Below are 21,644 nucleotides of genomic sequence, written 5' to 3'. Positions count from 1 at the left end.
TTATAATTTTTTCGGGTATAATTTTTTCGGGTATAATTTTTTCGGGCTTGATAATTCTCAAATTATGATCAAATCCTTTACCAATTTAACAATATAGCGCCAGGTATTTTTGGCTGCATATTGGGTATAAACCAGAAAAAACTTATTTTCCAACTTACCCCAGATGACAGTTATGACCTGGACGCTGATTATTAGATGATTATGAGACGTTCTTTTTCCGGGTATCACGCCAAACTTCGGCCATCCTTCCCCAGTTAGTGCTAAATTCAGCTAAACCGATCATATTTCCCGGTCTTTCCTCGTCCCAAGAAGCGGAAAGAACACCATAGGTAATTCCTACTACTCCTAAACCAAATAATCCCATATTCACCAATAAAACGGCGATAGGCGGAAGTTGGATATGAGCTAGAGTAACTAGCAGATAGCTAACTACCAAACTAGCAATACCTAAAAATGTAGGAATACCGCAAAAAGCAGCCACTCTGCGAATCATGCGCTGGCTCACCACTTCAGGAATAGCCATTTCTTGTTTAGAATAACGACGTTGCTGTTGCGGTTTTTCCTGGGTTTCTTGGGTCTTAAGGACGGGCTGAGTTATAGCCTTAGCGGGTTTTTGACGCTTTTTGTTTGGTTCAAAAGGTAATTTACTACGTTCTGATTCTTCAGCAGCCATAAGAATTAGTTCCTAACCGCGAATACCGAGACGAGTAATTAAAGCTTGATATTTTTCCCGGCTACCTGCTTGGATGTAGGCTAAAAGACGCTTTCTTTGACCAATCATCTTCAATAATCCTCTGCGGGAGGAATGGTCTTTCTTATTAACTTGCAAATGTTTACTGAGTTGGTTAATCCGGTCAGTGAGCATTGCTACTTGAACATCAGCCGAACCAGTGTCGGTTTCATGAACTTGGTAGCCAGAAATGATTTCTTGTTTGCGCTGTTGCGTCAGAGCCATGATAGATTAGATCTTTATTGTTTGTAAATTTGTGTAGCAGTTTCCTATAATATCACACCCATCCATTCCTGTGGCAACTTCCTGATCAGGAGTCAGGAATGCAGCAATCACCCATTACCGTCAACCATTACCGCTTACTCTGGTGATTTAAGAGCTTGATCTAAAATTTGTCTAGCTTGTTCGGCTTTTGATTTTGCTTCCTGGTAACGGAGATTGGCCTGAGCAAAATTTTTGAGAACCTTAAAACCTTCTTTGAGATTGGTTATTTCTTCCTCGGTGACGGATTTATCAGTAAATAGCACATCAATGGCTTTGCGAATTTCTAAGGCTTCTGTGCGTGATTCTTGGACTTTTAACTTTAAAGAAGCTAAATTACTGAGAATTTGCACCGCTTGGGTAATTTCATCTTCACGACTAGAAGTATCTGTAGTTGGTTCTTTGATTTCAATTAACTGTTGGGGACTAAATCCTGCTTCTAGTTCGGTTGGTAGTTCCCCTGCTTCCATAAGTTCCATTAGCTGATCCATTGCTTTGTCACGGGCTTTAGCGGAATCCTTACCAGGAACAATCAGGATAATTTCTGGACTTTGAGGAATAGTGTATTGAACCATAGGTGTATATATAAATTTCAGCTAATTGGTGATAGGTACGGAATAATGAATTAACCGCAGTCCAGAAACCACTATAAGGTATTATTGTATTTCCGAACCGCAAAGACAAGAAATATTAGTTCAATTATACTTAATAAAGGTAAACCAAAATATAACAAAATGACAAATTTATGACTCCCAATTCCGCCATTATGCGTTCTGTGGAACAACTGGGCTACCGCGTCACCGTTGGTGATGTGGCCACCCAGATAGGATTAAATATAGCTGAAGTCAATCAAGGTTTATTAGCCCTAGCTGCTGACGCTGGGGGACATTTACAGGTTGCAGAATCAGGTGATGTTGTTTACCAATTTCCCCGCAATTTTCGAGATATTTTACGCAATAAATACTTGCAAATACGGTTGAAAGAATGGTGGCAAAAAATCTGGTCTGTGCTATTTTACTTAATTCGGATTTCTTTTGGTATTCTTTTAGTTGCTTCTATCATTTTGATTACTGTGACTATTTTCATTATTATCACTGCTAGTTCAAATCGGGATGATGATAATCGCGGTGGTAGTAGTTCTAGAAGTAATAATTTCTTCTTTTTCCCTGATTTATTCTGGTATTTTAGCCCAAATTATGGCGATAATTACCAAGAACGACGGAGAGAAAAGGGCGAAAATAGTGAAATGAATTTTTTGGAAGCGGTGTTTTCATTTCTCTTTGGTGATGGTGATCCTAATGCTAATTTGGAAGAACGCCGCTGGGAAGACATTGGGGCTGTGATTAGCAATAATCAAGGTGCAGTAGTAGCAGAACAAATTGCTCCTTATTTAGATGATATTGGCGAAAAATATCAACAAGAATATGAGGATTATATGTTGCCTGTGCTGGTAAGATTTAATGGATTTCCCCAGGTAAGTTCAGAGGGTCAAATGGTATATTATTTCCCAGAATTACAGGTAAGGGCTAGTAAAAAACAGCGGCGTTCAATATCTGAATATCTCCATGAATTTTCCTGGAAGTTTAGTGCAGCTAGTTCTGGACAAATTCTCCTCAGTGCGGGTTTAGGCGGAGTGAATTTTGTTGGGGCTTTGATTTTGGGAAATTTATTGAGAGATGGCACAATTGCGGCTCAAATTGGCGGATTAGTTGCTTTTGTGCAAGGTATTTATGGATTGTTATTGGCCTATGGTACAGGGTTTTTAGCCATTCCCTTAATTCGATATTTCTGGATTAAACGGCGTAATGATAAAATTACTACTCGCAATTATCAACGCCAAGAACGAGCTAGATTATTAGCCGGTGCGGATACTTCTTTACAGAAGAAAATCGCCTTTGCTCGTGAATTTGCAACGGAAAAAATCATTAGTAAAGAAGATTCTGTTTATTCCACAGAAACAGATTTATTAGAACAGGAATTTCAGAATAAGCAAATAGGGGATAGGGGATAGGTGCTAAGCCACGGGGACAGGTGCTACGCCACGGGGACAGGTAATTGGTCACTAACAAATATTTCCCTGCTCCCTATTGCCTATTTCCTCTTGTAAGAGTGCCTATTTTGCTTGAATGGGTGTCAAGGCTACACCTTGATAGTAGTATCCTAAAATTTGTAGATGGTTTGCACCACGTTTTGCTAATTCATAAGCCCCCCATTGGCTCATTCCTAAACCATGACCAAAACCTAATCCCTGGAGGATAAAACTACCATTTGCGTCTTTATTCACAATGAACCGCGTACTTTTAATTTTTAGTGCGGTTCTCACTTCTTCACCTTGGAGAATTTTAGTGCCTTTATTACCGATGATTTTCAGAGTTTTGACACTTCTAAAAGGTGAAACATTTTCGATAATCATCTCTTTGACATTACCAATACCGAAAATTCTCGCACTAATTTCTCTGGGAGTGAAGGTCTTTGTCCAGTTACATTCTTTGATCTTTTGGTCAAAATCGGGAACGGCACGCAAATAAGGTACTCTGGTACTCCAGACATCTTCTACGTTTTCAGTGTGTCCACCAGAACAAGCATGAAAGACGGAAAGAATAATTTGATTATTGTAAGTTAATATCTGGCCTGCTGTCTGGTCTGCTGCGTTGTAGGTTTTGGGAGATTCACTGCTTACACCTTTATAAATTTGCCAACGATCTGGACTATCCCCTAAATCATACACCGGATTTCTTCTCTGTCTTTCGCGCTCATAAAGGGCATAGGTACGGGCTGCTATGGCTTGGGCTTTGAGGGCTTCCTCCGGCCAGCTAGAATTCATTTCTCCACCAATGACGCTGTAGAGATATTCTTCTAAATCTACCCAGTTCACAGCAGTTAATCCGTTACCTGTGGGTACTACTAAGGTTCTACCACGAAACCAGCGATCGCCAATATAAACATACCCCTTATTTGTCGGTTCAATCCAAAATAACCCTGATTGCCATCTATCTAAAGCCACTCCTCCCGCAACCGCTTGAGCGGGAAAGGGTTTCATTCCTGGTAATTCTCCTAGTGTCTTACCCCTACTATCTTTAACAATAGCGGTTGTGGAAGCACCGACTTTTACCTGTTTAACTTCTCTTGCAATTGCCACACGCAGAATTACAGACGCTTGAGCAGGAGCAAGCAAGACAAACCAGAGCAGTATACCTATCCACCAATGTCTACCTTTAAGTTCAGAAAAAAAACTGCTTAATAATAGTTGAAATTTCATTTTAATTGTTTAATCATAAGCGTCTACTGTTCACCTTCTATATACTTTTATATATTTGTACTTTTATATATTTGTATATATTTGGTTCTTATATAACTGGGGCGCTAGGATTCGAACCTAGGGATGGCGGGACCAAAACCCGCTGCCTTACCACTTGGCTACGCCCCAAGGAATTAACTTTAGATAATATAGCAGTCCTTGTAGGATAATGTCAAGTGTTTTGGAAAAAAATTTTTTTTGCTGATGGGGAATGGGCAGTTAGGGGGTTTTTGAGAAAAAAAATATTTATTTATTACTGATTGCCAAAAAATCGGGAGTTTGTACAATGTGACATTTTCTAAAAAATTGTATTGATAGTAACAGAATTTTCCATGTCAAGATCACTCAGATAGAAATATAAAAAAAGATCAAATTTTTAGTAAAATTTTAGTTAAGCTGATGTTAAGCTGACTAGAAAATTAGAATTTAAGTAACTTTTAAGACAGAAAAAAGTAGCGAAAAATACGAATTGTATTGAATCAGGATCAACATCGTAGACGCAGAGGAAAGAACACAAGTGTTGAAGAAATTAGTTATTACTGGGTGTTTAACTTTATTGATGCTGGGGGGGTTGTTAACAGGGAATGCTTGGGCTGCGGAGTCAACGGCTGCACCACCTCCCGATACGGGAGATACAACATTTATGTTGATCTCATCAGCCCTGGTATTGCTGATGACACCCGGATTAGCGTTCTTTTATGGTGGGTTTGTGCGATCGCGCAATATCCTAAATACGTTAATGATGAGTTTTGTATTGATGGCCATTGTTGGAGTCACTTGGGTTCTGTGGGGTTATAGTCTTTCCTTTGCCCCTGGTTTACCTTTCATTGGTGGTTTACAGTGGTTAGGTTTAAACGGTGTTGGCTTAGAAACAACAGGTTATCTGCAAGGTTCAGCCCCAGCAGAAGTGGTATCCTACGCGCCAACAATTCCCCATCAGGCATTCATGATCTATCAAGCCATGTTTGCTATTATCACTCCAGCATTAATATCAGGTGCGATCGCTGAACGGATGAGTTTCCGTGCCTATTGCCTATTTGTAGTGCTGTGGTCAACGTTCATCTACACACCCCTAGCGCACATGGTGTGGGCAAAGGGAGGATTTTTAGGTTTATATGGCGGTATAGGCGCTTTAGACTTTGCTGGTGGGACAGTAGTACATATTAGTTCTGGTATTTCCGCACTAGTAGCAGCAATTGTCCTCGGTCCGAGAAAAAACTATCCAGATCGTCTGAGTCCTCCCCACAATGTCCCCTTTATTTTGTTGGGTGCTGGCTTACTTTGGTTTGGTTGGTTTGGCTTTAACGCTGGTAGCGCCTTATCCGCTGGCACGGTGGCCACAGTAGCCTTTGTTGCTACTAATACATCTGCCGCCGCTGGGGCGTTAATGTGGTTGATTCTAGAAGCTACATTACGGGGAAAACCCACCGCTGTAGGGGCAGCCACCGGTGCAGTCGCTGGTTTAGTTGGAATCACCCCAGCGGCAGGATTTGTCACCCCTCTAGCGGCAATTTTAATCGGTTTTATTACTTCCTTCGTCTGCTTCTATGCTGTCAGTTTCAAGCACAAGTTACAGGTTGATGATGCCCTAGATACCTATCCTGTCCATGGTGTTGGCGGTACTATCGGGGCGATTTTAACGGCTTTCTTTGCCACAACTGAAGTTAATTCTGGCGGTAAGGACGGGGTACTCCGTGGTAACTTGAGTGAATTATTTGTGGAATTGGGGGCAATTGCTCTAGCCTATATCATTGCTGGGGTGGGGACTTGGATCATTCTGAAAATTATTGCGGCTACAGTTGGTTTAAGAGTCCCAGATCAAACAGAAAATCAAGGCTTGGATATCCATGAACACGGGGAAGAAGGTTATAACTCCGAGTTCGCAGACCGAATCTCTAATAAGTAATTTAATTTATTAGGGATATTTTAGGGATATTAATGTAGGTAAGAGGTAAGAGGTAGGAAAAATCTAATATCCTACCTATTCCTCTTCCCTGACTGGTGTTGTGAATATTTATGAAAAGAAATATGATTTTGATAAATTAAAATTTCCCATCTCAATTGCCTCCAGGCGCGAGAAAATTAAAAATAGTCATTTTAGTCACCAAGTCCAAATGGATACAAAAGCTTTTAAACGCAACCTGCAACATTCAGCCAATTACAATCGTAAGGGCTTTGGTCATCAAGAGGAAGTTGCTACCCAGTTACAATCGGAATATCAGAGTAACTTGATTCAGGAAATCCGGGATTCTCACTACACGCTCAAGCGCGGTGATGTGACGATTCAATTAGCACAAGCATTTGGTTTTTGTTGGGGTGTGGAACGTGCTGTAGCAATGGCTTATGAAACCCGCCAGCATTTCCCCGCAGAAAGGATTTGGATTACCAACGAAATTATTCACAATCCATCAGTTAACAAACGGATGCAGGAAATGCGGGTAGAATTTATTCCCGTCATTGACAAAGTCAAAGATTTTTCTGTTGTTGGTAGCGGTGATGTGGTGATTTTACCAGCTTTCGGTGCAAGTGTTCAAGAAATGCAAATTCTGAATGATAAAGGTTGTCAAATTGTTGATACTACTTGTCCTTGGGTATCTAAAGTTTGGAACACTGTAGAAAAGCACAAAAAAGGTGATTACACATCAATTATTCACGGAAAATACAAACATGAAGAAACCGTTGCTACTAGTTCCTTTGCTGGGAAATATTTGATTGTTTTGAATTTAAAAGAAGCAGAATATGTAATTAACTATATTCTCAATGGTGGCGATCGTCAAGAATTTTTAACTAAGTTTGCTAAAGCTTGTTCTGCCGGATTTGATCCTGATCAAGATTTACAACGGGTAGGAATTGCTAACCAAACAACCATGCTCAAAGATGAAACCGAAAAGATCGGTAAAATGCTAGAGCGAACGATGATGCAGAAATATGGACCGGCAGAGTTAAATCAGCATTTTCAAAATTTTAATACTATCTGTGATGCCACTCAAGAACGTCAAGATGCGATGTTGGAACTGGTGAAAGAAAATCTGGATTTAATGATAGTAATTGGTGGATTTAATTCATCAAATACTACCCAATTACAACAGATTGCTTTTGATCGGAATATTCCTTCTTATCACATTGATAGTGTTGAATGTATTCAATCAATTAACAAGATTGAACATCGAGAATTAACGGGAGATTTGGTAATTACAGAAAACTGGCTACCAGCAGGGGAAATTAAAGTTGGTATTACCTCTGGTGCTTCTACACCAGATAAGGTGGTTGAAGATGTAATTGAGAAAATTTTTGCACTGAAAACGACAGCAGCTTTAGTTTAAGTCTTGGTGGTAATACTAACCTGCTATATAAAATCTAGACAAAGCTAGACTTTATTTTCTACTTCAATGGGAGCATGGGAGCGGTTATCCCTCAGTAGACTTTCACGCCAAAGCCTGACGCGATAAATTAATTGCGGGATTTAGATCCCTATTCATCTCAAAACCGCAGTTCTCACAATGAAAAGTTCTTTCCGATCAAGAAAGAACTTCTTTTTTGTGTCCGCAGTGAGAACAAGTTTTACTTGATGGATTAATATTTCTTGGGTTTTATTTAACTTGAGTTTTGTCTTGATGGATAAAAGCATTGGCCGATTTCAACACTGTATTTGATCATTTAATTCTGACACATTTTGCCTAGTTTTTTAGCTAACTCATGAGAGTTATACATCAAGTAATGGGAGGCTTTGTCTATATTTGTATGGGTTTATCCATTAAATAAATTGTCAACTTAGGACAAGCTCTAGTATAAAAAAGAGGTTAGTATGGTAAATCATCATGGGCTAAAGTTTGTGCCATCACAATTGGTAATTGTTTACATCCCCCATTAGTATGATTACTGCCAGCTAATTTTATGAAAAACATACTCCTGATGACAGATGACTACTGATATTATTCCGTAGTTAAATTTTAAATACAGAGAATTTACTGAAATCAGGTAAAAAACTCACAGTTTACTTATTTATCAAATCTCACGAACCAAAAATACTCAAAAATACTCAAAAAGATTAATTGACAATATTGCCTTTTTATGGTTATAAGTTCAAATCTCAGGGTAGCTCGATTGGAAAGCAATAAAAAAAACAATTATTTGTTTCATGCAACTAAATGGAAAGTATTTATTTTTTGTTGTTAAAATCAAGTTTATTCAAACTTAAATGTCAAGCCGCCAAAAACTAATTACTAATTGAGATTATAGCAATTATTAAGATTGTATGAACTCTTTACTCTAATTTTGTATTAATTATTGCTGACATTATATCTAGATTTGTAAGTGATTTATTCCAGAGTTTAGTAATAGTTAAACACCCGAAAATTTAGTGATTGGAATAATTAATTATGTACGAAGAATCAAAAAAAATTATCGTCATTGATAATGATGTTTTTAGTCGCAATTTTATATTAGACTGTCTTCAATCTGAGGGTTATGATACCATAAGTGCAGAAAATGGGATGATGGGACTAGAGTTAATAAAACAATATTTACCTGACTTGGTAATTTGTGATGTGGTCATGCCAGATATGGATGGTTATACTGTATTAAGTAACCTGCGGGAAGATTCATTGACAGCAATTATTCCTTTCATTTTTTTGACTGCTATTAATACAAAGGAGTCTTTACGAAAAGCCATGGAATTGGGAGCAGATGATTATTTAACTAAACCTGTAACAAGGAATGAGTTACTGCGGGCTATTGCTGTTAGATTACAAAAACAAGCTCTTTTTAGATATTGGTATGCTACAAATTCCCATCAATTAGCACCAGCGCAATTCTTGACTACATCAGTAAATTGTCAGTCAATTTTTCCAATTATTCCCCGTCTGAAAAATGTTTTTGATTATATTGAAGCTAATTACCAAGAAGGAATTACTTCCTCTGATGTTGCAGAAGCTGTGGGCTATTCTTCTGCATATTTAACTAATCAAGTTGCGAAACAAACAGGAAAAGCAATAACTGCTTGGATTATCGAACGACGAATGGTAGCAGCACGGGCTTTATTAAAAAATACGCATCAGACAATTGAAGAAATTGCTGCTAAATTAGGTTATCAAAATACTTCTCATTTCTCCCGACAGTTTAGCCAACATCATGGTTTATCTCCCGCCCATTGGCGTAAAAAACATCAGTTAACTTCAACTTCAAAAAATACCAAGTTGCAATTTATCAAAAATGAAAATAATTCACCATTAGCTAAACCTGTACCTGTAGTTAGTGGGAGAGGGACAAGTTTTAAATAAAATTAAAATTAACTACTTTTAGGATTAGTTAATTGCTGAATAATCAGTTGAATTGCTAAGGCTAATAAGCCCAAAGCAACTAATCCAAATATTCCCATTCCCAAGGCGACTACACCTACTACCAAGGTACGCACAGCCGAACCAATGTTAATTACCATTTGGTTATCGGAATGGATGGGTTTACGGGCAAAAGTAGTGGCGATTGATATCATCAGAGAATAAGCCGCAAATGCAAATCCTCCTGACATAATTGCCCCGGTTAGACAGCGTAAAGGGGTGGGTGGTACTTGAGTGGAAATATCTGCTGATGGTGTTTCTTTTGGTTCATTCATAATAATTTAAAATTGAAGCTAAAATTGAAGCTGAATAGGTTTTAAGCTGTGAGACGACTGGAATCCGCTACTGAACTGTACTGCATTGAATTTGTATAATTATAGCGGGCAGGATGCCCGCACCACAAGATTTAACCATATTAATGATCCAATTAACCTATTTTAATTCCATGTTTAATTGTCCGCGTTACAAACAATTCTAAATCTTGATCAGGAATAGCTTCACGTATTCGCTGCTTGACTATTTCTCCTTGATTTTGAGATTCGACAATAGCAAACACTGAAGGACCAGAACCGGACATCATTGTCCCTAAAACTTCTTTTTGATTGGCGAATAATTCTCGTAATTGCAATACTTGGGGGTAAGCTGGTAGTACAACTTTCTCTAAATCATTATGTATTTTTTGGGCAATTTCTTCTGTATTTCGATGTAAAATGGCCTTGACCATGGCTTCTGAATGAAATGCACTAGCACGAGTCGCAAAAGTATCTGCATCTTGCACATAGTTAATGCCAAATTGTTGCCGATAGGTTTTATATGCCCAAGGTGTGGAAACTTCTAAACTGCGATATTTTGCTAATACTATATGTAGATTATCTAAACTTTGCAGGGGTGAAAGTTTTTCACCTCTACCAGTGGCAATAGCTGTTCCTCCACCAATACAAAATGGTACATCTGAACCGAGATTCGCGCCTAATTCTTCTAATTCTGATTGGGTTAATCCCAAATCCCAAAGTAAATCTATTCCCACTAATACGGCTGCGGCATTGGTAGAACCTCCAGCTAAACCAGCAGCAACCGGAATATTTTTTTTGATGGTAATATCAACACCGCCAAAATTACTAAAAGCCTGGGGAAATTCCTTGGCCATTAATTCCGCTGCTTTGTAAACTAGATTGGTTTGATCTGTGGGTACTTGGGGGTGATTACAGTAGATACGAATATTTTCAGTGCTGGCAGTATGGATATCAATTTGGTCGGATAAATCTATGCTTTGGAGTATCATTGCTAATTCATGATATCCGTCAGCACGACTGCCGATAATTTCTAAATACAAGTTGATTTTGGCTGGTGCAATTAAACTATAAGAACGCATAATGTTTATTGATGTCTATTTGAACATTCATCATATTTGTGAGGGCTGGTAATGGGTAATTGGTAATGGATAATTGGTAATTGGGAAAATTCCAGAGTTAAGACCAGTATTTTGATGATCTCTCCGGCTATTGATTCCCTATGGTATTTACCAGTGATACCCATTGTATAACGCTGAGGTCTTCAGCGCGAACTTGGGGATTTATTTCTAATTCTTCCAGAAATTGTGTCAAGCGATCGCGGTCAATGACTGATTGTAAATTATTTCTTAACATTTTCCGTTTTGATCCAAATCCCAATTTAACTAAATTTTCTAATTTTTGGGGGTCATGGGCTGGAATTGCTATTTTTTTAGGAGTCAAGCGCACTACAGCCGAATCTACCTTTGGTGGTGGTACAAATGCAGCAGCGGGAACTGTACAAATTAACTCACAATCTGCCAAATATTGCACCCGTACGGACAAGGCGCCAAAAGTTCGAGAACCCGGTTTAGCATATAATCTTTCTGCTACTTCTTTTTGCACTAATAAAACAATAGAATCAAAAGGTTTTGGGTTAGGATGAGAAATAGTTCCCAGTAACTTTTCAATAATTGGACCGGTGATATTATAGGGAATATTCGCAACAACTTTATTCTGGTTTTGGAAATTAGCAAATGCTGTTAATTGCGACGGTAAATCAAGAGTCAGAAAATCACCTTGCAAGAGTAAGAAATTTTCTTTTTCACCTATTTGTTTGACGAGTAATTTACACAAATCCCGATCAATTTCTACCGCGAGTAAAGATTTCACCAGTGGTAATAAACGACGGGTTAAAATTCCTGTACCCGGTCCAATTTCCAGAATTTTATCACTTTCTTGACAATTAGCGGCTTGGACAATTGCGTTAAGTGCTTTATCACTTTTTAACCAATGTTGAGCAAACTGTTTACGGGGTTGAATCATGTTGTTAAAAGGGAACAGGGAACAGGGAACAGGGAACAGGGAACAGGGAACACAGGAAGAAAGACAGAATTGATACCTACTGAGTCTTGTATGGCTACGCCACGCAAGCTATCAAAAATCAAATAGGAGTCCTATACAGTAATACTGTTAAAATATACTCTAGTAATCAATCATTTTTAATTTACCATCTTTAACTAATTTAAACTTTGTTCCTCGCCATTTAATAGTATTACCAAAAAAGCCACAACACCAAATTATAAACCTCACTATATCCGCAAAGGGAATTAACCAGAAAAACTTTTTAGTTACTGGGTCATTGAGAACTTTTACTCCTACCACCCAAGCCATAATTAATCGCATTACCAAAGTTATGGCTAAAACCAACCAAGAGAAAATAGCAGCACTACTTGTTACCAACAATAGTAAACTGGAAATTGTCCCAAAAGTAAATACTAATCCCCGATAACCCCAAGGACGAGAAACGCGAATACAACGGGCCCAACGAATTTGACGATTAATAGAACCTAATAAACTACTATGTCCTAGTGCGTGTTCTACGATATAGTGAGATAATGCAATTTTATCACCTGCTTGGGTTGGTAAATAACCGAGTTGATAATCATCTGCTAAATAATCGGCCACTGCTGCAAAACCGCCAATTTTTGCTAATGTTGTTTTACGGATAACAATGGTTGATCCCAAAGCGAATTTTATCCCCTCTAATTGTTTGCTGACTAAAATACTGGGTTGAAAATCTGTAGCTGTACAAATAGCTTCTAAAATGGTAGCTATTCCTTGGGCTGTGGAACGATATAAACAGGTAACAACACCAATTTTTTCATCTTGTAATGGTTGAATGACTGTTTTTAAATATTCCGAACAGACACGAATATCACTATCAGCAATTAATAAAATATCATATTTAGCAATGGTGACAGCATTAGCTAAATTACTAATTTTCAAATTTGCGCCCAGAACATAATCATTTATTACTAAAGTAATATCTATTTCTGGAAATTGTTGTTTGAGTTTGTCAACTAATTCTATACTAGGATCTGTGGAACTGCGAACACAAAAAATAATTTGATATTGGGGGTAATCTTGTTGACAAAATGAAGCTAAGTTAGTGTAAGTCCCTTGATCAACACCACAAAGGGGTTTGAGAATGGTGACAGGGGGATGAAATTCCGGGTTTATGGGGGGAGATTTACGCAAAAAAGCGATCGCTGTATAAACCCCATAGATGTAAAATAAAATAGCAGATAAACAGAAGATCAACATAAGCAGGGGAAATTGTTTTCCTAATGACTAATAACCAATGAATCTAATTTACTTTCTTTTACGTTCTGCTTGGAAAATGGTAGCAATAGCCATTATTACAGGTTTTTTGAGTGGTGGTAGTAGTGCGGGATTAATTGCTTTAATTAGTAGTGCTGCGAGTCAAAGCAATACTTCACCCCTGACAACTATAGCCTGGGGTTTCGTTGCTTTAGTTCTCGTTGCTTTAATTACCGGCGTAATTTCCCAAATCATGTTAATTCGCTTATCTCAAAATGCTGTTTTGCAATTAAGAATGCGGTTAAGTCGGCAAATATTAGCATCGGAATTAAGTCATTTAGAACAACTAGGAAATCCGCGCTTATTAGCAACTTTAACAGAAGATGTTCAAGCGGTAGCCAATGCTGTCTATGTGATTCCCTTTTTATGTATTGATATGTCCATGGCTTTAGGATGTTTACTATATATAACTTGGCTATCTTGGTTAGTGTTTATCATGGTTTTGGTTTTAATGCTATTAGCTATTACTAGTTGTAAATGGTTATTAGATAGAGGAGAAAAATTATTAGCTTTAGCGCGGGAAGATCAAGACATTTTATTTAAAAATTTTAGCACGATTACGGCAGGAATCAAAGAACTCAAACTGCATTATCAACGGCGGCAATTTTTCTTAACTCATCGTCTAGAAGCCACAGCTAGTAGATTTAGAAATCATAATGTACAAGGTTTAACTTTATTTGCCACAACTACCAGTTGGGGAAAATTAATATTTTTCTTTGCCATTGGTTTTGTCCTTTTCATTTTACCATATTTATTCGCCATTGATGCCGAAACTCTATCTGGTTACATTCTCACATTTACTTATTTAATGTTACCTATGGATAATATTTCCAATAATTTACCATTAATTAGTAAGGCCAGCGTAGCGTTACAAAAAATTGAATCTTTAGGTTTATCTTTAGCTAGTCGGGCTGAAATTGCCACTACACCTCCTAATTCTCTCACAAATTGGCACAGTTTACAACTCAAAAATGTTACTCATGCTTATTACACAGATCAAGAAGATAATAGCTTTATTCTTGGTCCAATTAATCTTACTCTTTATCCCCAGGAGTTAGTTTTTATTGTTGGTGGAAATGGTAGCGGTAAATCATCTTTAGCTAAACTAATTACTGGGTTATATATTCCTGACAATGGGGAAATTATCTTAGATCAAAATTTGATTACCGAAGCCAACCGCGAATGGTATCGCCAACATTTTTCTGTAGTATTTTCGGATTTTTACTTATTTGAAGAACTGCTAGGATTAGCAAATCATAACTTAGATATTCAAGCCCAAAAATATTTACAGAAATTGCAACTGGATCATAAAGTCAAAATCGAAAATGGGCAACTTTCCACCACAGCCCTTTCCCAAGGACAACGAAAACGCCTCGCATTATTAACAGCATATTTAGAAAATCGCCCAATTTATCTATTTGATGAATGGGCTGCTGATCAAGATCCATTATTCAAAGATATATTCTATACTCAATTATTACCAGAATTAAAAGCACAGGGAAAAACCATCTTAGTAATTAGTCACGATGATCATTATTTTCATTTAGCTGATAGAATTATTAAATTAAACTATGGCAAAATTGAATTTGATAAACTCCCACAAACTTAGGAATCATAACCAAGAATACCTTAATGGTACAAGTGACCGTGAAATCAATCTAAAATCTAAAATCTAAAATCTAAAATCAAATGACAGAACCTAAAAACGTACTGGGAACAAAATTAGAAATTTGCTGTACTTCTCCCATGACTGGCTTTTACCGCGACGGATTTTGTACTACCGGTGGTCAAGATGTGGGAATGCACGTCGTTTGCGCTCAAGTGACAGAGGAATTTTTACAATATACTAAATCCCAGGGTAATGATTTGAGTACACCTGCACCTTATTTTAGCTTTCCTGGCTTAAAACCCGGTGATTGTTGGTGTTTATGCGCTGCCAGATGGCAAGAAGCCCTAGAAGCTGGTGTTGCACCGACCGTAGTTTTAGAAGCTACTCATGCTAGGGCGTTAGAAGTTTGTAATTTAGCAGATTTGCAAAAACATCGAGTAATTCGTAATGAGAAAAATGGTTAATTAATAATTATTAGCAAATACAGCAGTTCCCGATATTATGAAGTACAGATATTAATAATAAAACTTTTGTGGTGCGGGCATCTTGCCCGCACAAGGTGTACCTCACTCAAGCTGAACTTGCTGTATTTTAGCAAATCTGAAAATTATTTGCTAACTAAAATTCATCATCTCCCCAAATTCTTCCATCATTTTTTCCAGTAGGTCTTCCATCATATCCTCCCGATTAGAACGGAGACTTTCTGGACCTGCGAGAAATTCTTTAATGGTTATTTTCTGCTCTTTAAAGTCTTGAACAAAATCACGAATCCCCGCAACCAACTTAATTTGAGTTTGCATGGTTTCTAGCATTAATGCAATACAATCAACACCTTGTTTGGTTGCTTTTTTGTAGTCAGCAACCATTGTTCCTTCTGGGGTATTTTTTGCTAACCGGAGTTCTTGCTTCAATTTATCGTACTGATTTTTGAGAATTTCATTTTGTTGTGCTATGGTTTTGCATTTACGATTTAAATCATTTTCGCTATTATTATCAATTATTTCTCCTACTTCATATTTACGTTCAATTTCTAAAAGTCTCGCTAAATCCCCCTCTTGGTAAGCTTTATTAATTTCTTTCATAATTTCTGTGTGAGTCATTTGGGTTTCATTGTCTTTAACCTTATCAGGGTGAAATATCTCCGCTAACCGCAAAAATATCTGTCGTACCTTTCTAGATTCATCTGTTTTACCCACAGGGGATTCTGAATTTATTTCTGCTTCCCAATATTGACGACTTTGATGATTTTCTTGAAAGTTATCATTTTCAGATAATTCCTCTAATTCTTGATCTTCTTCAGTGGCTTTATAACTAATAATTCCTCCCATTTGCAAACTTCTGTACAAAGATTCTATCCTTTTCTGAGTTTGTTTTCCCAGTTTTCTTGTAGTGAAAATTTCCGCAAATAAAGCATGAATTTCCTCATCTAATTCTGCCATTTTTTTCATATTAGGACTGGCTTTATGAAATACCTCTTTTGTTAAAGAACGCATTTTTTCAATAAAGTTATTTAATTCTGCACGCTTTCTTTTAATTTGCTTTAATAGAGATTGGTGTTCTTTTTCTAAACCCTCTAACTGAAGATGTAAGTCAGATAGTGCTAGGGGAGTTACTGTGGTTGAGGATGCTGTTTTTGTTTTGCGTGGCATGGCAGATACAATTAAGCTTAGGGTTGATAAACGAACACAAATAATATTATATTTATTATATTTTATATATTTATGTTTATACAAGGTTTATACAAGATTTTTAATTAAATTAACTGGTGATAATTACTCAACTCAAACCCCTTCACAGTCAGCAATTCCCGCACTTTATGACTTAACAAAGCTTTTAATTCTATTTCACCACAGTTATTTGTATCAGTATTCACCAAAGCAGGATGAGCATAAATCTCTACTAACTCGGCTTCAATTTGCGGTATCAAACTCAGTAAATATTCTTCACTTATGTTACCAGTTTGTAACAATCCATAAACCCTATCAGCAAAGTTAATATGATGGGCTTTTAATAAACCTTCTCCATAGTGTCGTAATTGTCCAAAGACAATAGACCAAATTATTTTAGTGAGTAAATTACGTCTATCAATTTTGAGATTTTTGGTCAATTCTTCTGAAGGTAAACGAATGAATTTAATCTTAAATTCTGCTGCAAATTCTGTTAAAATATTCAAAATTACAGGATGTACATGAAGGTGTAAATGTCCATCAACATGAGCCAGATTTAAACCAGAATCACGGAATTTTTCTAATTGAGCAGATATTTCTAACCGCAATTCTGCACGGGTAGCTTGATTAAATTGATAATTTAATCCGGCTTGGGTGGGGTTATGGGAAAAATTACCCTGAGAGTCTACTAAATGGGGAATTTGTGCTGGTGGTAAAACAGATTTACCGCAAACTAAAACCAGATGTAAACCAACCGCTAAATGAGGATGATTTTTTGCTAAAGCGATCGCCTCTTGTGCAGCATCACCAGTTACCATTAAACTAGTGCTAGTTAAAATACCTTCTTCGTGAGCTTGAATAATCGCTGCATTCACATCATGAGAAAATCCGAAATCATCAGCATTAATAATTAAATAAGACATTGGTATATACATAATTAGGATTAAAAATGTCAGAATCAGGATAACCAGGATTAAAGGATTAACAGGATTATTAAATCAAATCCTGAACATCCTTAAATCTTGTAAATCCTGATATGGCTACCTCACGCTACGCTATCAGACGATTTACCTAGCTAAAGCTTGAGTCCGACGTTCACTTAAATAAGCAAAGAACTCCTTACCTTCCCGCAAACGACGCACTAACATTTGTCTATCTCCCAGCATTTCCCGCACTATGGGAATAATCGCTTTGGGACGGAAGTAAAACTTACGATACATTCTTTCTACTGCGTCTTCAATTTCCCCACTAGAAAGGCTTGGATATTGCAAAGTTGAAGTTTGAATACCGGAAGTTGCTACTAAAGATTCATTCGCAAACCAACCATTTTCTCGCGCTTGGTCATACAATTCTGTACCTGGATAAGGTGCAGCAATAGAAACTTGAATTGTATGGGGACTCAATTCACAAGCAAAGCGAATTGTTTCTTCTACAGTTTCCTTTGTTTCTATTGGTAAGCCAATAATAAATGTCCCATGGACAGTAATACCCAATTTGTGGCAATTTTTCATAAATTCTCGCGCCACTTCCAACTTAATACCCTTCTTAATATTATTCAGAACTTGTTGATTACCAGATTCAAAACCTACTAATAACAACCTTAAACCATTATCTCGCAAGGTTTTGAGGGTATCATAATCTAAATTAGCACGGGCATTGCAACTCCAAGTTAAATTCAGTCGCTTCAGATGTTGACTAATTGCGATCGCTCGATGTTTATCAATGGTAAAAGTATCATCATCAAACATATACTCCCGCACGTTGTCCCCAAACAAAACCTTGGCTTCCTCCATTTCTCGTCCTACCGCATCCGGGCTTTTATGACGGTATAAATGTCCGCCAATGGTTTGTGGCCACAAACAAAAAGTACATTTTGCTGGACAACCCCGCCCAGTATAAAAAGATATGTAAGGATGTTGCAAATAACCAATGAAATATTTACTAATATCCAAATCACGGGCGTAAACTGGTAATACACTGGGCATAGCATCCCAATCATGAATTAAAGCACGTTCCTCCGTGTGGTGAATATTACCCAACTTATCCCGATAACTCAAACCCTTGATTTCATCCCAAGGTTTCCCCTCTGCTAATTCTTTGCAGGTATAATCAAATTCATTGCGACAAACAAAATCAATGACCGGATTTTCCTGTAAAGTTTCCCCTGGTAAAACAGCAACGTGCGCTCCTACAAAGCCAATTTGCACACTCGGATTTTGTGCTTTTATCGTCTCCGCACACTTAACATCATTCGCTAAGGACGGTGTACTAGTGTGCATAATTACCAGTTCATAATCCTTGGCAATTTTCAGCACATCATCCACCGTTTGCCCATGGGGAGGTGCATCAACTAACCTACTACCAGGCACTAAAGCCGCAGGTTGTGCTAACCAAGTCGGATACCAAAAGGAGGTAATTTCTCGTTTTGCTTGATACCGCGCTCCTGCACCACCATCAAAACCATCAAAAGACGGTGGACTCAAAAATAAAGTAGTTTTCATGAATATCTCTCACACGCAAATTTTTTACTTTGGTCAATTTTTACCTAACTAGCCTTAGCATTTACACTCATCAAGTTTTCAATCAGTGAAACAACATCACTACGACTGAGCTTTTCCTTGCCATTTGCTAAAGCATCAAGAGTACCATGAGCTAAAGCCAGAGGAATTTGGCAAAATTGCAAGGCCGGTCCTTTTGGCAAGGATTTGGTATAAGCATCTGCTAAGATCAAATTGCGACGAGCATATTTTTGGAGATTGTCCTTATTCCAACCCGCTGGGAAAAAATTTACCCCACGAGTTAAATCCTCAGAATTGTTACGGAGAATATTTACCGCTTGTAAACCCCTACCAAATCCTATGGCTTGAGTCCGGTTGCTTTGGGTTCCATCATACCAGTTCCATAAATCTGAGAGTAACAACCCTACCGCACCCGCTACTCCAAATGTATAACGGTCTAATTCCGCTTCAGTTTCTATTTTCCAATTTCTATCTGCCCAATAAGCCATTCTATCGGCCATTGCGGCCGTTGCATCCCAAATCCGTGGAGCAATACTTTCCGGTGCTAATATTGACCATTCTCTAATGCGTAAACTGACTTCTTCCAAAGAATTTTCTTGTCCCTTAAACACCACAGAAAAGGCATCAAGCGGAAAACCATCTACTCCAGATTGTAATGTCAGGCTAATATTTTGCAACAAGCGTTTTTTGGTCTTATGATCCAGAATTGGATCATCTTCGATTTGGTCAATGGCTCGCATACACAGGTATGCCGATGCCACTGCTTCTTGCAATCCTGATGGTAAAATACTAATTGGGATATAAAAAGTTCGACTAGTCTCTTTGAGGATTTGCAACGCATCTCCACGTAAATCCATTTTGTTCACTCCTTGATTTTCACACCACACACAATTTTTGATTTTTCTTTGATTTTTCAATGATACTGGATTTAGTTTTTACTAAACCTTAAAAACCATAAATATCCTAGTATTTAATCTAGGAACTAATAGTTTATCGTGTCTTACTTAACACAAATCTGAAGTTTATCAAAGTTTAGTCTAGTATATAAGGTTTTGGTGACAAGAATTTTTGCTACAGGAGTAGATATCAACAAACCTAATTTCTGAGTATCACAGTAAACTCTTACTACTTAACACTAACTAATGTTAATTCACTGCTAATACCCTGGGAAAAAATTATCGGAAATATTGGGTAAGTTTACTACCATAAATTTATGTCTTTTTAAAGACTAAGTTTAATAACAATCCTACATAAATCCCATCTGATCTTAATTTTTTGTAATAACGGCCTGCATATCTACTTTCCTCTTGCAGCCTCGCTGATTCCCTGGTACATAATATATAAAATATTTAATAAATAGTAAATTAATAGTAAATTTTTCCCAAAAGCGTGCATTTTGTGTAAAATAAATGCAGGTAAATCGCAAAATATATATTTACTTGCAAAAAATTGCCTAAAATATACCTGATAACTGTTAATTTAACTAGGGCAGTGTCAATAAATTAGTCAAGATTGTACTACTTTCGATTTACTCCTAACATCCCTATAATAACATCTAGAGGTATCAATGCAGTTTAATCATCTTAGCAAAAAAAACAACGAATATAAAGAACTTAAAGAAAAACCTCAAAGGTATTGTCCAACTACTAAAGGCACTATTAAAGGGAAAGAATCTAATCCAGTCAATACAGTCAACAATACTGCATTAAATGATGATGAAAATCGTGGTCGCGTTGCAATTTTCATTGATGGATTAAATCTATTTCAGACCGCGTTGCAATTGGGAATTGAAATTGACTATGTAAAATTGCTTTGTAGTTTAACTAAAACCTCTCGTCTATTACGGGCATTCTTTTATACAGGATTGGATATTGGCAACGAAAGGCAACAGGGATTTCTATTATGGATGCGTCGAAATGGCTATCGTGTAGTTACTAAAGATATGAGTGTAGTTGTAGATAATTACAAAAAACCAAATCTGAATGTGGAAATTGCCGTTGATATGATTACTTTAGCACCTTATTATGATACGGCTATCTTGGTCAGTGGAGATGGAGATCTATCCTATGCTGTCAATGCAGTTAGCGGTATGGGAGCTAGGGTAGAGGTAATTGGTTTACAAACAACAACTAGTGACTATCTTATTGATGTAGCTGATGAATTTACTGATTTTGACAGTATTAAACAACATCTTAAAAAGGATTCTTGTATCAGCTGTAGTTATCGAAGTTCTTCTAATTACCAGTTTTAAATTCCCAATAATTTGTGAATTATCGTTTCTAAATAATTAGACATTTATTATACTAACTTTGAATTTTTAACTTGGAGGGTATCTAATTTTTCATTTTATTTGCCACTTTTTTAATATCTATGCTATACCAGTCTAGAAACGGCTAATTAACATTAATAAGCATAATCACCATACTCTAAAATGCAGCTTTAAATCAAGTATGATTGCTGATTAATGTGTTTTTAGCACTCAGTCAAAATGTATCTTAAATAGATATATTTATGAGAACTTAACTTATATTATTAAAGGAGTAAGTGCTGTGAATCAAATCCAGTTAACTT

At 37.1% G+C, this 21,644-nt stretch carries 19 protein-coding genes, 1 tRNA gene and 1 pseudogene; 7 read left to right on the top strand and 14 right to left on the bottom strand.

Annotation, left to right across the window (positions count from 1 at the left end):
* Positions 1-199: 199 nt before the first annotated feature.
* From H6F39_RS07490 to H6F39_RS07480, 3 genes are all read right to left on the bottom strand, one after another.
* The gene (locus H6F39_RS07490) at positions 200-673 is read right to left on the bottom strand and encodes a PAM68 family protein (protein WP_137908301.1); all 474 of its coding nucleotides are present in this window, start codon (positions 671-673) and stop codon (positions 200-202) included.
* A gap of 12 nt (positions 674-685) precedes the next feature.
* Positions 686-955, bottom strand: coding sequence for a 30S ribosomal protein S15 (gene rpsO / locus H6F39_RS07485; RefSeq protein ID WP_028082300.1), 270 nt, complete (start codon positions 953-955; stop codon positions 686-688).
* Between the two features lie 134 nt (positions 956-1,089).
* Entirely contained in the window at positions 1,090-1,566 is a 477-nt protein-coding gene (locus H6F39_RS07480) for a hypothetical protein (RefSeq protein ID WP_137908302.1), read from the bottom strand.
* Between the two features lie 170 nt (positions 1,567-1,736).
* Between H6F39_RS07480 and H6F39_RS07475 the strand changes: the two genes are divergently transcribed.
* Positions 1,737-3,002 carry a hypothetical protein gene (locus H6F39_RS07475; RefSeq protein WP_190396469.1) on the top strand — a complete coding sequence of 422 codons (1,266 nt, stop codon included), beginning with the start codon at positions 1,737-1,739 and terminating at the stop codon, positions 3,000-3,002.
* A gap of 102 nt (positions 3,003-3,104) precedes the next feature.
* Here the strand turns inward: H6F39_RS07475 and H6F39_RS07470 are convergent, their stop codons facing one another.
* Complete coding sequence (locus H6F39_RS07470) at positions 3,105-4,250, bottom strand: SpoIID/LytB domain-containing protein (RefSeq protein ID WP_137908304.1); 1,146 nt, start codon at positions 4,248-4,250, stop codon at positions 3,105-3,107.
* Positions 4,251-4,346: 96 nt separating this feature from the next.
* Positions 4,347-4,418, bottom strand: a tRNA-Gln gene (locus tag H6F39_RS07465).
* A gap of 430 nt (positions 4,419-4,848) precedes the next feature.
* Here H6F39_RS07465 and H6F39_RS07460 point away from each other — a divergent pair.
* Together H6F39_RS07460 and H6F39_RS07455 are read left to right on the top strand one after the other, a co-directional pair.
* Positions 4,849-6,195, top strand: a complete 1,347-nt coding sequence (locus tag H6F39_RS07460; protein ID WP_199290884.1) for an ammonium transporter — start codon at positions 4,849-4,851, stop codon at positions 6,193-6,195.
* 208 nt (positions 6,196-6,403) lie between these two features.
* The gene (locus H6F39_RS07455) at positions 6,404-7,612 is read left to right on the top strand and encodes a 4-hydroxy-3-methylbut-2-enyl diphosphate reductase (protein ID WP_137908306.1); all 1,209 of its coding nucleotides are present in this window, start codon (positions 6,404-6,406) and stop codon (positions 7,610-7,612) included.
* A 102-nt stretch (positions 7,613-7,714) separates the two neighbouring features.
* Here the strand turns inward: H6F39_RS07455 and H6F39_RS20630 are convergent.
* Positions 7,715-7,795 (bottom strand): annotated as a pseudogene (locus H6F39_RS20630) (zinc ribbon domain-containing protein); the annotation flags it as partial.
* A gap of 873 nt (positions 7,796-8,668) precedes the next feature.
* Here H6F39_RS20630 and H6F39_RS07445 point away from each other — a divergent pair.
* Complete coding sequence (locus tag H6F39_RS07445) at positions 8,669-9,568, top strand: DNA-binding response regulator (protein ID WP_137908307.1); 900 nt, start codon at positions 8,669-8,671, stop codon at positions 9,566-9,568.
* 8 nt (positions 9,569-9,576) lie between these two features.
* Here the strand turns inward: H6F39_RS07445 and H6F39_RS07440 are convergent, their stop codons facing one another.
* The 4 genes from H6F39_RS07440 to hpnI all read right to left on the bottom strand — a co-directional run bounded on the left by H6F39_RS07440 (position 9,577) and on the right by hpnI (position 13,221).
* Positions 9,577-9,900 carry a DUF3082 domain-containing protein gene (locus tag H6F39_RS07440; protein WP_137908308.1) on the bottom strand — a complete coding sequence of 108 codons (324 nt, stop codon included), beginning with the start codon at positions 9,898-9,900 and terminating at the stop codon, positions 9,577-9,579.
* Positions 9,901-10,052: 152 nt separating this feature from the next.
* Positions 10,053-10,997, bottom strand: a complete 945-nt coding sequence (ispE, locus tag H6F39_RS07435; RefSeq protein WP_190396468.1) for a 4-(cytidine 5'-diphospho)-2-C-methyl-D-erythritol kinase — start codon at positions 10,995-10,997, stop codon at positions 10,053-10,055.
* Positions 10,998-11,124: 127 nt separating this feature from the next.
* The gene (gene rsmA, locus H6F39_RS07430) at positions 11,125-11,940 is read right to left on the bottom strand and encodes a 16S rRNA (adenine(1518)-N(6)/adenine(1519)-N(6))-dimethyltransferase RsmA (protein WP_190396467.1); all 816 of its coding nucleotides are present in this window, start codon (positions 11,938-11,940) and stop codon (positions 11,125-11,127) included.
* A gap of 159 nt (positions 11,941-12,099) precedes the next feature.
* Positions 12,100-13,221, bottom strand: a complete 1,122-nt coding sequence (gene hpnI / locus H6F39_RS07425) for a bacteriohopanetetrol glucosamine biosynthesis glycosyltransferase HpnI (RefSeq protein WP_190396466.1) — start codon at positions 13,219-13,221, stop codon at positions 12,100-12,102.
* A gap of 37 nt (positions 13,222-13,258) precedes the next feature.
* Here hpnI and H6F39_RS07420 point away from each other — a divergent pair, with 37 nt between their 5' ends.
* Both H6F39_RS07420 and H6F39_RS07415 read left to right on the top strand, forming a co-directional pair.
* Entirely contained in the window at positions 13,259-14,887 is a 1,629-nt protein-coding gene (locus H6F39_RS07420) for a cyclic peptide export ABC transporter (protein ID WP_190396465.1), read from the top strand.
* Positions 14,888-14,967: 80 nt separating this feature from the next.
* Positions 14,968-15,351 carry a DUF2237 family protein gene (locus tag H6F39_RS07415; RefSeq protein WP_137908313.1) on the top strand — a complete coding sequence of 128 codons (384 nt, stop codon included), beginning with the start codon at positions 14,968-14,970 and terminating at the stop codon, positions 15,349-15,351.
* Positions 15,352-15,501: 150 nt separating this feature from the next.
* Here H6F39_RS07415 and H6F39_RS07410 read toward each other — a convergent pair whose 3' ends face one another.
* From H6F39_RS07410 to H6F39_RS07395, 4 genes are all read right to left on the bottom strand, one after another.
* Entirely contained in the window at positions 15,502-16,536 is a 1,035-nt protein-coding gene (locus H6F39_RS07410; RefSeq protein ID WP_190396464.1) for a molecular chaperone DnaJ, read from the bottom strand.
* Positions 16,537-16,640: 104 nt separating this feature from the next.
* Positions 16,641-17,477 (bottom strand): hopanoid biosynthesis-associated protein HpnK, encoded by an 837-nt coding sequence (gene hpnK / locus H6F39_RS07405; RefSeq protein WP_137908333.1) that lies wholly within the window; start codon positions 17,475-17,477, stop codon positions 16,641-16,643.
* A gap of 144 nt (positions 17,478-17,621) precedes the next feature.
* Entirely contained in the window at positions 17,622-19,055 is a 1,434-nt protein-coding gene (hpnJ, locus tag H6F39_RS07400; protein ID WP_190372346.1) for a hopanoid biosynthesis associated radical SAM protein HpnJ, read from the bottom strand.
* A 44-nt stretch (positions 19,056-19,099) separates the two neighbouring features.
* On the bottom strand, positions 19,100-19,930 hold the full coding sequence (locus H6F39_RS07395) for a squalene/phytoene synthase family protein (protein WP_190372345.1): 831 nt from the start codon (positions 19,928-19,930) through the stop codon (positions 19,100-19,102).
* Positions 19,931-20,640: 710 nt separating this feature from the next.
* On the opposite strand from H6F39_RS07395, the gene H6F39_RS07390 reads away from it, so the two are divergent.
* Complete coding sequence (locus H6F39_RS07390; RefSeq protein WP_137908317.1) at positions 20,641-21,324, top strand: NYN domain-containing protein; 684 nt, start codon at positions 20,641-20,643, stop codon at positions 21,322-21,324.
* The last annotated feature ends 320 nt before the right edge of the window (positions 21,325-21,644 follow it).

Source organism: Dolichospermum sp. FACHB-1250, assembly GCF_014696335.1.
Lineage (GTDB): Bacteria > Cyanobacteriota > Cyanobacteriia > Cyanobacteriales > Nostocaceae > Dolichospermum > Dolichospermum planctonicum.
The sequence above is the reverse complement of the archived record's forward strand: the minus strand, read 5'-3'. Positions and strand labels throughout refer to the sequence as shown.

Excerpts from the sequence above, each read along its gene's own strand:
- H6F39_RS07395 (WP_190372345.1), bottom strand. The coding sequence starts at position 19,930 with ATGGATTTACGTGGAGATGCGTTGCAAATCCTCAAAGAGACTAGTCGA.
- H6F39_RS07440 (WP_137908308.1), bottom strand. The coding sequence starts at position 9,900 with ATGAATGAACCAAAAGAAACACCATCAGCAGATATTTCCACTCAAGTA.
- hpnI (WP_190396466.1), bottom strand. The coding sequence starts at position 13,221 with ATGTTGATCTTCTGTTTATCTGCTATTTTATTTTACATCTATGGGGTT.
- ispE (WP_190396468.1), bottom strand. The coding sequence starts at position 10,997 with ATGCGTTCTTATAGTTTAATTGCACCAGCCAAAATCAACTTGTATTTA.
- H6F39_RS07470 (WP_137908304.1), bottom strand. The coding sequence starts at position 4,250 with ATGAAATTTCAACTATTATTAAGCAGTTTTTTTTCTGAACTTAAAGGT.
- H6F39_RS07480 (WP_137908302.1), bottom strand. The coding sequence starts at position 1,566 with ATGGTTCAATACACTATTCCTCAAAGTCCAGAAATTATCCTGATTGTT.
- H6F39_RS07475 (WP_190396469.1), top strand. The coding sequence starts at position 1,737 with ATGACTCCCAATTCCGCCATTATGCGTTCTGTGGAACAACTGGGCTAC.
- H6F39_RS07420 (WP_190396465.1), top strand. The coding sequence starts at position 13,259 with ATGAATCTAATTTACTTTCTTTTACGTTCTGCTTGGAAAATGGTAGCA.
- rpsO (WP_028082300.1), bottom strand. The coding sequence starts at position 955 with ATGGCTCTGACGCAACAGCGCAAACAAGAAATCATTTCTGGCTACCAA.
- hpnJ (WP_190372346.1), bottom strand. The coding sequence starts at position 19,055 with ATGAAAACTACTTTATTTTTGAGTCCACCGTCTTTTGATGGTTTTGAT.
- H6F39_RS07415 (WP_137908313.1), top strand. The coding sequence starts at position 14,968 with ATGACAGAACCTAAAAACGTACTGGGAACAAAATTAGAAATTTGCTGT.
- H6F39_RS07410 (WP_190396464.1), bottom strand. The coding sequence starts at position 16,536 with ATGCCACGCAAAACAAAAACAGCATCCTCAACCACAGTAACTCCCCTA.
- H6F39_RS07460 (WP_199290884.1), top strand. The coding sequence starts at position 4,849 with ATGCTGGGGGGGTTGTTAACAGGGAATGCTTGGGCTGCGGAGTCAACG.
- H6F39_RS07390 (WP_137908317.1), top strand. The coding sequence starts at position 20,641 with ATGCAGTTTAATCATCTTAGCAAAAAAAACAACGAATATAAAGAACTT.
- rsmA (WP_190396467.1), bottom strand. The coding sequence starts at position 11,940 with ATGATTCAACCCCGTAAACAGTTTGCTCAACATTGGTTAAAAAGTGAT.
- H6F39_RS07445 (WP_137908307.1), top strand. The coding sequence starts at position 8,669 with ATGTACGAAGAATCAAAAAAAATTATCGTCATTGATAATGATGTTTTT.
- H6F39_RS07455 (WP_137908306.1), top strand. The coding sequence starts at position 6,404 with ATGGATACAAAAGCTTTTAAACGCAACCTGCAACATTCAGCCAATTAC.
- hpnK (WP_137908333.1), bottom strand. The coding sequence starts at position 17,477 with ATGTCTTATTTAATTATTAATGCTGATGATTTCGGATTTTCTCATGAT.
- H6F39_RS07490 (WP_137908301.1), bottom strand. The coding sequence starts at position 673 with ATGGCTGCTGAAGAATCAGAACGTAGTAAATTACCTTTTGAACCAAAC.